This window comes from Paenibacillus sp. KN14-4R (genome assembly GCF_052180255.1).
Lineage (GTDB): Bacteria > Bacillota > Bacilli > Paenibacillales > NBRC-103111 > Paenibacillus_AM.
This window is the reverse complement of sequence record NZ_CP197466.1, coordinates 1,900,251-1,914,709: the sequence shown is the minus strand read 5'-3', so window position 1 is coordinate 1,914,709 and position 14,459 is coordinate 1,900,251. Positions and strand designations below refer to the sequence as shown.

Here is a 14,459-nt window from a genome sequence, read left to right as displayed (position 1 = left end):
ACGAAACGCTATCCGCTGCTTCCTCATTCCAAGAAGCAGCGGATAGCGACATTTCCTTGATCGCTTATTTATTACGCTCGATCTCTTCAACCATCTCGGACAAAATCGTCCAACGTTCCATTGCCTGTTCCAATTGCTGCGCGACTTCTTCATCTTCTGCAAACAGCTTCTGCACAAGCATCGAGTCACTTCCAGCTTGATCAATCTGCTGCTTCAACTCTTCGGATTTGGCTTCTAATGAAGCGATCAGGTCCTCAATTCCATCCCATTCTTTCTGGTCCTTGAAGCTCAGCTTGCGTAACTTAGGACGATCGGAGTCAGAAGTGGATGGGATTGCTGATTTCGCGCTTGGGTTGGAAGTGTTTTTATCTGAAGCATTTCCGCTTTTCTGCAAGGTTGTAGTACTTTCACGTTCCTTACGAGCTTCAAGATACTCGGAATACGTTCCGATGTAAGGCTCTAAGTGACCCTTATCCTCGAATGAGAACAAGTGCGTACAAGTACGATCTAGGAAATACCGATCATGAGATACCGTAATGACTGCACCTGGGAAGGTATCCAAGTAATCTTCAAGGATTGTCAATGTCTCGATATCCAGATCATTCGTAGGCTCATCGAGGAACAATACATTCGGCTCTCCCATTAGGGTACGTAATAAATACAATCGACGACGCTCGCCTCCTGAGAGTTTGCGGATCGGTGTCCACTGCTGATTTGGTGTAAAAAGAAACCGTTCGAGCATTTGACCCGCGCTGATTGTACCCCCATCTGCCGTGCGTATCACTTCAGCGACTTCCTTGATGTAATCGATGGCACGCATGTCTTCGTCCATCTCCGCATTTTCTTGCGTATAGTAGGCGAGCTTAACGGTTTGACCCGTTTCAATGAGCCCGCTATCGGGCTCGATGCGGCCAGCGAGCATATTCAGCAGCGTCGATTTGCCGCTGCCGTTCTCGCCGATGATGCCGAGACGATCATTCGGCATCACGATGTAATTGAAATCACGGATCAGCGTCTGCCCGTGATAGCTCTTGTTCAGGTGCTGAATTTCCAGCACCTTGCGACCTAGCCTGGACCCGCTTAGCGCGAGGTCCAGCTTGTCATCGGGACCGGCAACTTTGCGGTCCCGTAAATCTTCGGCGCGCTCGACGCGCGCCTTCTGCTTCGTGGTGCGTGCTTTCGCACCACGGTGAAGCCAAGCCAGCTCACGGCGCAGCAGGTTTTGCCGCTTGTCTTCCATAGCAGCCTCCATCGCAAGTCGCTCGGCTTTCTTTTCCAAGAAATAAGCGTAATTGCCATCGTAGCTGTACATTTTACCCTTATCAAGCTCTAAAATTCGATTCGTGACACGGTCTAGGAAATATCGATCATGGGTAACGATAAGTAGAGCTTTCTTCCATTTGTGCAAATAGTCTTCCAACCACTCTACCGTCGCGTGATCAATATGGTTCGTAGGCTCATCCAGAATAAGTAGATCAGCCGGTTGAATAAGCGCACGCGCCATGGCAACACGCTTGCGCTGCCCACCTGACATCTGATCCACTTGTTTTTCAAAATCGGTAATGCCGAGCTTGGTTAAAACAGTCTTCATCGTAGTCATCACGTCCCAAGCACCAAGCACCTCAATGCGCTCTTGCACAACGAGTAATCTTTCTTGGGCATGGGTATCGTTCGGATTCACTTCCAGCTCACGAAGACGCTGCTCATATTCATTGATTACGGTGGCCAGTTCCGAATCGGCCGAGAACATCGCTTCGATTACAGTTGCCCCTTTAGGCAATTGCGGATCTTGTGATAAATACTCTACTCGAAAATGATTCGCATGTTCCAGTTTACCGCTATCTGCTGTTTCAAAACCTGCTAAAAGTTTAAGTAACGTCGACTTCCCAGTTCCATTTACCCCAATGAGTCCAATTCGTTGACCTTCATTCAAGGTAAAGCTGATATCATCAAAAAGCACCTTTTCCCCATAGCTCTTCGATACATTCAGCACTTGCAAAATATTCACTTCGACGTCACCGCCGCATCTGTTACATATGCAGCTATCAAGCCAGCAGTACCCAGGATCGCATGTAAATGTGTACGTTCCATCGCATGAGAAGCATGAACAACCGGACCAATCAAGGCCGCACGAATGTCATTTCCTCCACGAAGTGCAGCAGAAGCATCCGAGCCATAGGATGGATAAATATCAATTGCATAAGCGATTCCATCACGCTCAGCAAGCTCAATTAATCTAGAAGTCATTGCATAGTCATATGGACCTGAGGAATCTTTGGCACAGATCGATACTTGCTGTTCATTCCCACTGAGGTCATCCCCCATTGCGCCCATATCCACTGCAAGAAGCTCTGTTACTTCAGCAGGCAAGTGAGATAGACCGTGACCTACTTCTTCATAGGTTGTAATGAAAATTTTCAATGTACGCTGTGGTACGATTTCTTCGCGTTTTAGCCACTCTAACATACCGAAAATCGCGGCAACACTCGCTTTATCGTCTAGATGACGGGATTTTACAAAACCATTCGGTTTAATTTGCACACGCGGATCGAAAGATACGAAATCTCCTACACGAATGCCTAGTGCTTCTACATCTGCTTTGGAATTCACAATTTCATCCAAACGCACTTCCATAGCGGCTTCATCACGCTTCATATCGCGAGCATCTCCATAGACATGAACGGATGGTTTTGTCGTCAAAATCGTACCATCGATCGTGCGTCCATCACGTGTATGCACTTGGCAGTACTCATTCTCAATGGAACTTGCCATGTATCCACCAATTGAAGTTAGACGCAGATGACCAGATGATTTAATGGAACGGACCATTGCACCTAATGTATCGACATGCGCAGAAATACCAAGTACTTCACTCGATAGTCCTGGAACCGTAATGACGCCGCCGCCTTTATTCGTAGTTGAGAAAGTATATCCTAATTTCTCTGTCTCTTGACGAACCTTATCTATAATGTGGTGACAATAACCTGTTGGGCTTGGTGTATTTAATAAATCTTGCAAAATTTCAAGCAAATAAGTTTGATCAAATGGATTTTTCATATCGAGTATCCCCTCTATTCACACTTTTTTACATAATAAAAAACAGTGCTGTCTCACTTATGGATACTACACTGTTTTCCTTATTTTTTCAAACAAATATCATCTTAATAGAAAGTAGAAAATGGGAAATATCTACAATTATCCCTCGTAATCAACTGCAATGGATGTCCCATCCAATACTTGTTTCATATGTGCTGTAACTTCAAGATGAGCAGGATGCACTTGGTAAGTTTCCATGTCCGCCAATGAGTCAAATTTCGTGATCAGCACAAGATCATAAGAACGATCGGAACGAAGCACATCCGCACCAACCTCAATTGAACGAAGCTGCGGAATTTTCCCCTCCATGTTCGCCAAAACTTGACGCGTTACTTCAATTGCTTCAGGTGAACGATCTTTAAGTTTAAAACATACAACGTGCGTAAACATTCGTAAACACTCCTTGTCAGCTAAGCTTCATAAGTTTGTCCCTTATTATACCATAGCTGAAATTTCAAAGAATAGTTTTTTTGAATAGATAGGTATTGGTTAATACTTCGATGCAATCACCTTCGGCAAGTGGATAACTCTCATAAGCAACAAGCTGTGTCTGATTAAGTGAAGTTCCATTTTTCGAGCCAAGATCACGAATGATGTAATTGCCGTCTTTTTGCGTAATTTCAGCATGCATGCGAGATACACCTATAGAGGATTCCGTTTTCACATGGGCTTCATTTCCCCGACCTATTATAAAAGGATCTCCATGAATCGGAATCTGAATTGTAGTTCCTTGACGAACTGTTTCTAGAAAAGGTTTAGGTACAGCTTGGTCGATGGGTAGCGATACTTCTGCTTTGCCCAAAGCATTTTTCCCTAAATAAACGGTTGCTTGCGAATCTTCACGGGATAATAAGGTTGTATGTTGAGGCAAGTCTGAATAGTAATCAAGTTGCTTCTTTTCATACTGTGTAGATGAAGGAACTGTAGGTTGAAAAGTTGACTGTGCTGTAGTTTGAGCACCAGATACAGGAGGATCAGCTAGAGAAGTGTGAGCTGAATCCCTGATATTAGAAACTGGTTTCACAACTGCAGCGGCAATTTCAGGTATCGCAACATCGTATTCCGACCCTTCATCCTCTAGCACAAACTTCGGCTTGTTCATCTTCTTATTCCGCGAGATACTCCAATCTTTTAAGCCCCTTGGCAAATAAACCAACAGAAAAGCTGCCAATACAAGCGTAAGCCCCAGTGCGATATACATCCAACTTTCTGTCATCAATGTGATGTATTGACTCCATGCAAAAGCACACCCGAGGAGACTTGCAACTAGACCAATGACAAGAAGATTTTTATTGGAAGTAGCCTCATCTTCCGTTTGTTTTTTTTGCGATTTATTTACCTGCGTTCCTAATCCCCAAGCCGGTTTCTCTTTCTTTGGCTGATCTGGAGTCGTGGATGTCTTGGATTGAACTGGGGACTTAAGCTTTCCCGCACTTGAAGAGACTTCGCTTTTGGGGCTTGGCGTCTGCTGATATTGTGGAAAGGTGTTGTTCCCACCATTTTGCGATTGAGATTGCTGTTGTAGTTGGGAGTGAGGCTGTATTTCTTGTTGCATTTTGGAAATGATTTGGCTACCCGTTCGTGGTTGCGAGTGTGTTTCATTCATTCCCGAAGCAAACTGCTGCAGCTGCTGTTTAAATAAGGATAAACTCCAATTTTCTTGATCACACTGCCTTGCAAGCTCCGATAAACGGTTTGTACGTTCCCCGGCAAGATGTTGTAACATAACAGCAAGTAACTGCTTCATCTGTACACGTAATGCCGGTGCTTGTGGCACATGCATCGGGAGATAGATAAGCGAAGCATCTCTCCAGCCATTTCCGATAAAAATAAACTGTTCGTGCAGGACGAAGCGTTCGACATGAAGCATGTAGTTTGCCGCTTGTTCTAGGGCTTGTACAATACCTGACAGCAACTCAAACGCATCTTGTTCGGTGAAAGCTCCTCCCCTCAAGGAATAACTGAGCATTTTTAACGAAGATATGTTGTAGAGCAGTATCGCCTCTTCATTCACTTCTTGAAGACGAAGCGGAATCAGATTGGTTGGTGTATTCGCTAATAGCATATTCAATTGCAACGAATCGAGCTCTTCTCGACGCATGCCATCACTTCGTTCAATGACCATAAAATGAGTCCCTGTTTCGATAAACCTTACCCTTAGACCATATAATTCATCAGTCAAGCCTATACTCCCCCTCCCATTTATTTACCAAAACCCTTCCATCATCGCAATGATCGATCCTGGCAGAACCGCATACATGAAAGGAAAAGTAATATTTTTGCCATTTCGAACCGTTTGAACAGCTTGAAGATCACGATGGATAAGCGTGATGCCAATTACGTGCAGTAGATTAGCTCCTTTTTGCAACAATTGTTTACGCCAGATCAGAATGATGACCCCAATAAGTCCAGCGAATAATAAGGAATACATCATCGAACTCATCACAAAAGATAGTCCCGTAAGTGCTCCAATTCCTGCAAAAAGTTTCACATCACCCGCTCCAAGAGCGCCGAATAAATACAAGGGAAGCATAATCCCAAACCCTACACCCATCCCAATCAACCCTTGAATCAGACCATCCCAGCCACCCACAAATCCTTGAAGGATCAAGCCAATCAGCACAGCACTTATCGTCAACACATTCGGGATCACACGACGACGGACATCCGTCACGAAGGCAATAAGTATAAATACTGCTAATATAATTTGAAGCACACCTGTAACCTCCTTCTTCGTCCAAGATTAGGATCAACGCGATCCAAAGATTTTGCACGGATATACGATCCCCAGCTTGATTAAGAGGCTATTTATATTAAGCGCCTAACCAAATTCGTTCATAAGCTTTCTTTCTTAATATGATATCTCTTTTGAAAAATGGTAGTTGGAGTGGGAAACGATACTCTAGCTCTATACCTAGAAACGCTTTGTTTCGATCCGACAAGCTTGGCCAATCCACGCCCTTCACTTCCATACGATTTTCCTTTAACACTTTCGAATCGGCAAATTGCCATACAACAGGCGTCATTATTTTGTATAGCTCTGGCTTTAACACATTTTCGATGACATTGTCGTAGGCTTCACCTGCATTATCGATTGCGGCATCTTTGGTTTTCTTTTCCCATTCCATTAATTTAACGATCGGCTCTGGGATATACGCTGCATAATCATCAACAAACTCCTCTGCTTTCTCCAGCTTCCCTTTGACATTACTCGCACGCTCGATGATCTTATCGATTGATGCACTGAGCTTCGTATTACCGAAACGTTCCTTCGCTTCGTTCACCAACAATTCAACGGGGTACATATGTGTCGCTACAATTTTGGTCGATTCAGCAGCTGCCGATTGCAAGGCCATATCAACAGAGGCCATTCTCACCATCGTAATGAGTGCAAGAATGAATGTGATAAATACCGGCATTACAACGGCAGCTTCTAACGTAATTCCGCCTGTTTGCTTGTGTAGCAGTCCCCTGATCTTATTCATAACCCATATCCGCCGACTTCGTTATTTCACACGTTCGACCTTCGATCGTACATACAGAACCGCTGCCCAGTCCGATCAATTTCATCATACCGGGAACAAACCAGAGCGATGACTTTATACTGGTTGTTCCTCTCACATATGTTGCAGTATTCGATAAGTCTGCTCCTGTATTCATTTCGATCAGCGCCTGCATTCGAGCCATCAAATTGGTATCATTGGTATGCAGTAGATAAAACAATCGAAGATAGTCGCTGTAATTAAACGTAAAGAGTTTGCCAGCAAGCTTTGCTGATATTTCAACCGCTTCTCCTTTAAGTAGTGCGTTCATATCTTTATAAGCTTCATACGCACCTTCCGCTGCTGCAGCTAGAATAACGAGTAAAGGTGACCCTAGAGCAAGCGGCTTGTTCTTAGGATCCATAAGTGCTTCCATCGTTCGAATGCCGAATCGCAGCGAGAACATCTCCGCATACGCTACACGTAAATTCGTTTTACAAGAGGAAAATCCGTACAGTAAGTATTCCGCTTCTTGCTTTGGCAGTTTATGATTAGCAGGATCATTAAGACTTAGATTCTTCTTCACCTGCTTCGCGTTATTCATCTCGTCACCAAATGTACGATAATTAAATTTTGTTAGTGCAAATTCATTCATAAGCAGTTCATTACGGGCACCTTCAGCTGCTTCAGCAATAAGTCCCATGAGGTTCATTGATTTCTTGGTCGTATTATCAGGATCTTTCATTTCATACGAAACTGGCGTAGCCCCACCTTTTCCAGTATTCAGATCTAAATATTTTCCGAATAAACCAGTATCGCCTTTTCCTTTTCCTTCCAATTTCTCATATACAGGATCAGTTGCCTTATCATCGCAGACATTCGCAACTTGATCGATTTGACGCAGCACATCTTTAATTTTCTTTCGATTATTATTCTTCTGATTCTCAACTTCTAAATTCTCGTCCATCCGTTTTTTTTCAATGACAGATTGTGTGTTGTAAAAGGTATTCATAAGATTGTAATAAGCATCATTTGCCTTAATTGCTGTATCGTAATCGGTTCCATATTGCAATTGGATTCCACTTAATGTGACTTGAAAACTTTTGAAGGAGGTAGGTACTTGTGCAGGTCCTATTTGGAACTTAGTGAAATATTCATCATCTCGGATCTTTACATGGTCGAAGACATCTTCAACTGCCAATGAACCATGACTACTTGATGCATCTGTCGTATTATTTGTTGAAGAACCTCCAGCTTTTGTTCTTAATTTTTGAATCTCTGTACGCAGTTTGCTATTCTCATCTTTCGCTTTCTTTACCAGTTGGTCAATTTTGACCTGATGATCCATTAGTTTGGGCAAGTCATTGTTGGTGCATAAATTCAATGCAGCACGTAACAATTCGTATTCCGCAATCCATCTGAGAATTTCTTCAATTGCCTCTCTAGCGGATTTGTTACTCGCATCCTCTTCCTTATCATCAGTCTTATTTTTAGTCAACGTATCTAACTGGCTTTGCAGCATTTCTTTAGTATTTGATCCAATTTTACCTGCCAATTCTTGCAATTTACGAATACCTTCATCATATGTGCTGTGAATTCTGGTCGTATATTTATGCATTTTTTCAGATTCATCCCAAGCCTCATCTAATAAATCTTCACGTTTATCAATCAACTTCTGAATCTCTTCTGCATGTTTTGAGAACTCTGAGCCTTTGGTCATATGGCTTGCAGCGCCTGTATTAATAATTTTATCTACGATTTCAAGGGTAAAAGAGATTGGTGCGCGATACTTCATTTCTTCTAATACTTGCTGCTTGAACACCGCATGTTGACCCAATGTGCGTGTGAGCTCAACTTGACTTTTCTCCGACTCATTCGACAAATACAAATAACGAAAGGCATCCGTATAATTTGCTCCTGATACATTTTGTGAAACGACGTTAGAAAACATTTTACTTGCATCGGCATCACTAATTCCTACACCGTATAAGCCCCATTTATGTAAATCTGGGTTGTATGCTGATAATATCGAACGCACACCCGCCTTGACCGCTTGTTCAGTTTCCATTTCTGCGGCTTTCGTTCGACTGAAATCGATCAATACACCTATAAGTAGAAAGATAGGGACGATAATCAATACCAAATACATCGTCACCGCCCCATCTTGTGCTCGAAAAAATCGTTTCTTCAATGGATTCCCCCCAACCTTAATAAATAACAACAGCAATGCCTGCACGCTCTAGTTCAGCTCTAAATTGAGGTGAAGGAACATTTCCGTTTTTAAAAAAGTAGTATACAACTCCATTCACTTTACCGGATTTCAACAGATCAACATCTTTAGGAAATTGGTTTTCTCGAATAGCCTTTTCAGGTGTTGAAAAATACACTTGATGGGCTATATTTTGTTTATCAAGAGCATCCAGCTCTCTCCATCTTCCATCAGATGTCTGCCTTTTTTCCTTAGATTTTCCATTGACCATATTAACTATAAAGTTTAAAGCTTCTGTGTGATTCGCAATCTTAAGCTCCTTACCTTCCTCCTGATTCCCACGCTCTTTAAACACCGTATTCGCCTTTTTAGGTGTAATAAGCCCTTTAATCTCCCCGACATAGGTCCGTGTCAGATCGACAATCCGAATAAACTCCGTTGGATCTGTCACATAAGAAGAAGCCGAAGCTCCCGCTTGTTTATCTCCACCAAACGGGAAGCGAAACGGCTTATTTAATTGAACTTCCACACGACTCATCAAACCGTGATTCACATACTTGACACTTCCCTTCATCCCACCCGGAATATCGATTGCTGTTCGAGTTAGCTTCTTCGAGACTAGTCCACCCGATGAAGCACTTGAAGTTGGAATCACAACCTCACCCGCCGAACTTCCGAAAATACCAAACCCACCTGAGAAGAAATCTCCAATCCGCCAATAAAGCCCATCTGTGGCGTTAGATTTTAATTCACCCGTCTTCACAATCTTGTTCGAATTCCCCCATGCAAATGCTGCTCGTTCAGCTGACATACCTGCCGTACTATGTAGAAATACATTCTGATACACATAGAACACGACAAAAATTAGAATAACGGTTGAAATTAATATAAATGGGAATAGAAGTGTGGATTCCAGTGTAAAGCTTCCTTTGTCACAAATAAGAAGTCGGCTGAGTTTCACCCGATTATTTTTCATACTATTAACAAGTAACACCCTTTACAGGTTGGCAAGTAGGAGTGCCACTATCATTAAGATTTTTATCTGCCTTTCCGATCAGATCATTAAACCAGGCTGCAATCCATTTTCTAAAAATAATCGCAATCGCAACTAACACTGCTACAATTAGCAAAATTTCAAGTGTACCTAATCCATCCTCATTATTCCAAAAACGTTTTAACCCCTTCACTAACTTCTTCATGTCATTTCCTCCTCGAATTGTGTACTTAGTTATTCATCACCATAATTGCCGGTGCTCCGACAATGATCATGACAATGACGAAAATAATAACCATCGGAAAGAGCAACTTAGACGAAGCTTCCTCCCCTAAGGTCCGACATACGGCTTTACGGCGATCCCATAATTCCTTTGCCAAACCTCGCAGTGCTGTTACAAGCTCATCACCTCCTCTTTTATGATTCAGCATGAGTGTCGTCGTAAATAAAGACACTTCACTGACTGCAGAACGCCGGCTTAAATTTTCAAGTGATTTGGTAAAAGAAATACCCATCTGTAACTCCAATGCTGTAAGCTGAAGCTGCGCAAGCAACGGTCGTTTATCATCTACTGGCATACCCTTCATCACTCGGGCGAACGCACCCTGCGCAGTTTCCCCAGCATTTATAAGCAAGATTAATTTATTGAGCACTTCTGGCAAATCCAATACGATACTCCGCTTCCGGCGCTCAACTTCCGTTGCTAAACCTTTTAGAGAAAGGAAAGGTATAATCAGCATGAACATGAAACCAAAACCAAGTATGCTAGCATCACCCTCACTAACTGCTCCTAATAGAGTTCCAACGAGTAAACAAAGGTAAGAGGTTATCATCGTATCTGCAGTAAAAAACTGTGTGATCTCGCGCGCTTGTTTATTCCCATGAATCACAACAACCTTTTCATGCGCTTTCACCGTGAAAAAATCCAGATACTTCATAAACTTCAAGTGTTCAAGCACATACATCGCACCTGAAGCAGCTGCTGGGAGTTTGAACTTATAAGGGATGCTCAAGAACAAATCGGTATATTTGCCTCGTCCTAAGCTTATTACGACCAGCAGTAATAGCAATTCAATTCCAAAAAGGATGAACATCCACATTCGCTACACCGCAATTCTCATTAATTTTTGCGATAACCAGAAGCACATCGCCAGAACAAGCAAACAAATTGTCATAATAATAGGACCCTTAACACCTTGAAATAGCGGCTCCATATACTCAGGCGAAGTCAGACTAAGAACAGCGACGATAGCAATCGGTGCGCCCATGAGTACACGGGATTCGAATTTCTTTTGAGAAAGCATAACGGCAATATCAATTTGAATTTCCAATTTATCACTGAGTATTGCTGCTGTACGACGCATCACTTCTAGCAAATTCCCACCCGTTCGCTTACAAGTGATGAGAACATCCGAGAAATTCGTAATATCTTCTAAATTGGCTCGATCCGCAAAATCTGCAATGGCACGCTCCATTGGCTCCCCATTTTCCATCCGATTGACGATATTTTCGAATTCCATAATGATCAAAGTCGAACCATCCATATACAACATCCGTAAATCACTTAATGCATCCACAAAAGCATTCTCGATTGATTTTCCTGAATTGAGAGACGACGATAAACAATACAAGGCTTGCTTGAATTGCAGAAGCAGCTTGTCCTTTCTTCTTGTGATTTGTGTTTTCCGCCAAATCTTTGGAAAGAGTAATCCGCTGCAAGCAAACAAAATGGCTATAATCACATGCTTATAAAAAACAAAACCAATTGCACCAGCAATCAACCCCGCAATCACAATGACTGTGACCCGCTCTTTCTTACTTAATGAGTAGTCATCATAAAAGATGGATCGGGATTGTCCTGATCTAATTGAACTTATTCCACGCTGTTCAGAAGCTTCAACACCCCTTTTAACTTTTGAAACCTTTTCTGATTCCACCCGCTCCAAATTTTTTCTTACTTTCAAACGGTCCCATATAGTAAAAGCAAGAAAGCTTCCACCAAAGACAGCGATGACGATCAACCAAATCAACTAGATTCCTCCTTAGATGAAAACAGCCATTTGGGTGGCTGCAATCCAGCCATCTGTAATTTTTGCAAATGGTTAAGTCCGTTATTACAGTACTGAAGTTTTCCTTGTACCCTCGCTTTATCTGAATGCTCTTCTTCTTGGAATTTGAAAATAGGATGAAGCTGCACCTCGCCATCTTTCATGCCAACAACCTCACTAATTTCTAGTACTCTGCGAGAAGAATCCCGCATTCGACTTAGATGTACAATGACATCAATCGCGGAACAAATTTGTTTACGAATAACTTCAATCGGTAGAGGAGCTGCACTGAGCACCATCGTCTCTAATCGACTTAACATATCCTGCGAGGAGTTAGCATGACCGGTCGAAAGGCTACCATCATGTCCGGTGTTCATCGCGCTCAGCATATCTAACGCCTCTGCACCCCGAACCTCCCCGACAATGATCCGATTCGGTCTCATTCGCAGCGACGATTTGATCAAATCCCGCATCGATATTTCACCTTTGCCTTCCGTATTGGCATTGCGCGTTTCAAGTGATACGAGATTCGGAACCGTTCGAATTTGCAGTTCAGCTGAATCCTCGATCGTAATAATCCGCTCACCTGATGGAATCCACTGAGACAAGGCATTTAAGAAAGTTGTCTTGCCTGAGCCCGTCCCACCTGCAATAAAGATGTTATATTTCCCAATTACAAACAGATGAAGGAGTTCAGCAGCTTCTTGGGACAGCGCTCCTCTTACGATTAAGTTATCCATCGTCATCGGGCTTTCAGGAAACTTTCGAATCGTCATTGTTGGCCCTTGCAATGCAATAGGCGGAAGCACCACATTGACACGAGAACCATCTGGCAATCTAGCATCGACTATAGGTGAAGATTCATTCACTGTCCGGTTCACTTTTGCGACAATCCCTTGAATGATATCCTCCAAGCGCTCCCGACTCTCAAAGCCTTCTTCAAGCTTGATCACACGGCCATCTTTTTCAATGAACAAGTCCCGATGACCATTCACCATGATTTCCGTAATAGCTGGATCATTCACATAGGGCTGCAGCACATCCAGCCCCCGATAACTGCTAAATATTCGCCTGACATAGGTTTGGATATCTGCTGCTGTTAATGCATGAGGATGCTCTTCAGAAAGAACCACTTTCTCTATGAGGTCCATCAATTCTTCATCTGAAATGGAAATAGATAAATCCATTTGCTGTGATACTCTATTTTTCAAATGACGTAACTGCTCAAGACGCATTACTTCATTCCCCCACTTAAAGATGCATCCGCGATCATACGCCGTAACAAAACTCGGATACTATCTTGAAAATGAGGGTGAGCAAGCATGGACACAGGGTTTGATACCGTCTTCCACTCTGGTATGTACGGAAGGTAGAATGAAGCAGCACAATCAAATGGATCAAGGTCATTGTGCATAGTACCCGTATATTTGTTTACGATAAAATGCATCTCTTTAATGACCGGCAGCAGTTTTTTCATTGCTTTTGTTTTACTCAAACAGATCGTGTCGTCACCAAGCAGCCATAGCACTTCATCACTGCTTTCAAGCGCGCCAAGTATGCGTGGATGTACCGATGTTTCTAGGTCGAGTATGATCCAATCGTAGAGATTGGTCATCTTAATTGCCGCTATGAAATCAGCAATATCTCTGCGCGTCATCACTTCCATCTCTCGCATTTGATTGGTATTCACGATGTAATCAAGTCCGCTTGCCGCATCATGTCCCTTTAGAGTCTCAAGCTTCGTTAGCAGCCTCGTCGCATCTGTTTTCCAGTGGTAGAGCAGTTGAGAGAGGGTATTTCCTCTTAGATCTTCTCCAGCCTCACCTTGCAAAAACTGTATCGCAGAACCAATCGACTCTAGCGACAAATACAACACATGATACTGCATCGAAGTAAGTCCAATGGCTGTATGGAGAGCCACTGTCGTCTTTCCACATCCACCAGCCGCAGAAAATACAGAAATCGTCTTCGTGCGACTTTCCACTTCAACTTCAAACTGTGTAAACTTTTGCTGACGTTCCACTTCATACGCAACCAATTGATTAAATAATCGAGTTAGAGGTTGGTATTTATAGAGACCGTATGTACCAGCAAGCTCGATCTCTTGTTTAAAATCATTCTTCTCATAAAGCACCACCATACCAGCCCGATCAACACGCTTTGATGCTTCCTCTTCAAGCGTTTCTGAAACAATTACAAGCGGTTTATAACTGCTTCGATCCAAATATTCAAATGCTGATGATGCCTGTGTAAATACGACCAGTTCTACTTTATTTCCGAATCCCGATCCATGTAAAAATGCAATGAGACCATCGGTATACATTTGATCTTCTATCACAACCACGAACGTGTATGGCTTCATCTCGCTCCCCTTTCCTTTAGATGATTCACTTTCATTCTAACTTGACTACATTTGCAAGATGCCATATATCAATAGTGCAATCCCACATGCCGCAAGGGCTACTGCTCCACGAAAAATATTCTTTTTATCCACTTCTGAAACCCATACCCCCTTAGAAAAAACAAAAAAAGCACACACTGAAGGCAAATAATTGCCATCAGCGGTGCTTCCGCTTTTAATAACGATAGAATTTGAGAAAATTGTAGCATATTTTCCAAGTTCAGACAAG

General features: G+C 42.7%; 14 protein-coding genes. All 14 read right to left on the bottom strand.

Annotated elements, in window-relative coordinates; all coding sequences use genetic code 11:
* Positions 1-64 precede the first annotated feature (64 nt).
* The 14 genes from ACSBOP_RS09005 to ACSBOP_RS08940 all read right to left on the bottom strand — a co-directional run bounded on the left by ACSBOP_RS09005 (position 65) and on the right by ACSBOP_RS08940 (position 14,458).
* Positions 65-2,008 (bottom strand): ABC-F family ATP-binding cassette domain-containing protein, encoded by a 1,944-nt coding sequence (locus ACSBOP_RS09005; RefSeq protein ID WP_442604076.1) that lies wholly within the window; start codon positions 2,006-2,008, stop codon positions 65-67.
* On the bottom strand, positions 2,005-3,057 hold the full coding sequence (locus ACSBOP_RS09000) for a M42 family metallopeptidase (RefSeq protein WP_442604075.1): 1,053 nt from the start codon (positions 3,055-3,057) through the stop codon (positions 2,005-2,007). Before ACSBOP_RS09000 ends, ACSBOP_RS09005 begins: the two co-directional genes overlap by 4 nt.
* Positions 3,058-3,195: 138 nt before the next feature.
* Positions 3,196-3,486, bottom strand: a complete 291-nt coding sequence (locus ACSBOP_RS08995; protein ID WP_442604074.1) for a Dabb family protein — start codon at positions 3,484-3,486, stop codon at positions 3,196-3,198.
* A gap of 64 nt (positions 3,487-3,550) precedes the next feature.
* A complete protein-coding gene (locus ACSBOP_RS08990; RefSeq protein ID WP_442604073.1) occupies positions 3,551-5,278 on the bottom strand; it encodes a DUF6382 domain-containing protein in 1,728 nt (575 codons plus the stop codon).
* A gap of 24 nt (positions 5,279-5,302) precedes the next feature.
* A complete protein-coding gene (locus ACSBOP_RS08985) occupies positions 5,303-5,812 on the bottom strand; it encodes an A24 family peptidase (RefSeq protein ID WP_442604072.1) in 510 nt (169 codons plus the stop codon).
* 97 nt (positions 5,813-5,909) lie between these two features.
* Positions 5,910-6,581 carry a TadE/TadG family type IV pilus assembly protein gene (locus tag ACSBOP_RS08980; protein WP_442604071.1) on the bottom strand — a complete coding sequence of 224 codons (672 nt, stop codon included), beginning with the start codon at positions 6,579-6,581 and terminating at the stop codon, positions 5,910-5,912.
* On the bottom strand, positions 6,574-8,769 hold the full coding sequence (locus ACSBOP_RS08975) for a hypothetical protein (protein ID WP_442604070.1): 2,196 nt from the start codon (positions 8,767-8,769) through the stop codon (positions 6,574-6,576). Before ACSBOP_RS08975 ends, ACSBOP_RS08980 begins: the two co-directional genes overlap by 8 nt.
* 16 nt (positions 8,770-8,785) lie before the next feature.
* A complete protein-coding gene (locus ACSBOP_RS08970; RefSeq protein WP_442604069.1) occupies positions 8,786-9,763 on the bottom strand; it encodes a hypothetical protein in 978 nt (325 codons plus the stop codon).
* 4 nt (positions 9,764-9,767) lie between these two features.
* Positions 9,768-9,986, bottom strand: a complete 219-nt coding sequence (locus ACSBOP_RS08965) for a Flp1 family type IVb pilin (RefSeq protein WP_442604068.1) — start codon at positions 9,984-9,986, stop codon at positions 9,768-9,770.
* 25 nt (positions 9,987-10,011) lie between these two features.
* Entirely contained in the window at positions 10,012-10,881 is an 870-nt protein-coding gene (locus ACSBOP_RS08960) for a type II secretion system F family protein (protein ID WP_442604067.1), read from the bottom strand.
* Between the two features lie 3 nt (positions 10,882-10,884).
* On the bottom strand, positions 10,885-11,811 hold the full coding sequence (locus ACSBOP_RS08955) for a type II secretion system F family protein (RefSeq protein WP_442604066.1): 927 nt from the start codon (positions 11,809-11,811) through the stop codon (positions 10,885-10,887).
* Positions 11,808-13,064: a CpaF family protein gene (locus ACSBOP_RS08950; protein ID WP_442604065.1), complete on the bottom strand. Its 1,257-nt coding sequence runs from the start codon at positions 13,062-13,064 to the stop codon at positions 11,808-11,810. Before ACSBOP_RS08950 ends, ACSBOP_RS08955 begins: the two co-directional genes overlap by 4 nt.
* Positions 13,064-14,191 (bottom strand): AAA family ATPase, encoded by a 1,128-nt coding sequence (locus ACSBOP_RS08945; RefSeq protein ID WP_442604064.1) that lies wholly within the window; start codon positions 14,189-14,191, stop codon positions 13,064-13,066. The genes ACSBOP_RS08950 and ACSBOP_RS08945 overlap by 1 nt, the downstream gene beginning before the upstream one ends.
* A 45-nt stretch (positions 14,192-14,236) precedes the next feature.
* Positions 14,237-14,458: a hypothetical protein gene (locus tag ACSBOP_RS08940; protein ID WP_442604063.1), complete on the bottom strand. Its 222-nt coding sequence runs from the start codon at positions 14,456-14,458 to the stop codon at positions 14,237-14,239.
* Position 14,459: the final 1 nt, after the last annotated feature.

Bases quoted from the DNA above. Each gene is read 5' to 3' on its own strand.
- ACSBOP_RS09000 (WP_442604075.1), bottom strand. From the start codon at position 3,057: ATGAAAAATCCATTTGATCAAACTTATTTGCTTGAAATTTTGCAAGAT.
- ACSBOP_RS08995 (WP_442604074.1), bottom strand. From the start codon at position 3,486: ATGTTTACGCACGTTGTATGTTTTAAACTTAAAGATCGTTCACCTGAA.
- ACSBOP_RS08980 (WP_442604071.1), bottom strand. From the start codon at position 6,581: ATGAATAAGATCAGGGGACTGCTACACAAGCAAACAGGCGGAATTACG.
- ACSBOP_RS08970 (WP_442604069.1), bottom strand. From the start codon at position 9,763: ATGAAAAATAATCGGGTGAAACTCAGCCGACTTCTTATTTGTGACAAA.
- ACSBOP_RS08965 (WP_442604068.1), bottom strand. From the start codon at position 9,986: ATGAAGAAGTTAGTGAAGGGGTTAAAACGTTTTTGGAATAATGAGGAT.
- ACSBOP_RS08960 (WP_442604067.1), bottom strand. From the start codon at position 10,881: ATGTGGATGTTCATCCTTTTTGGAATTGAATTGCTATTACTGCTGGTC.
- ACSBOP_RS08950 (WP_442604065.1), bottom strand. From the start codon at position 13,064: ATGCGTCTTGAGCAGTTACGTCATTTGAAAAATAGAGTATCACAGCAA.
- ACSBOP_RS08945 (WP_442604064.1), bottom strand. From the start codon at position 14,191: ATGAAGCCATACACGTTCGTGGTTGTGATAGAAGATCAAATGTATACC.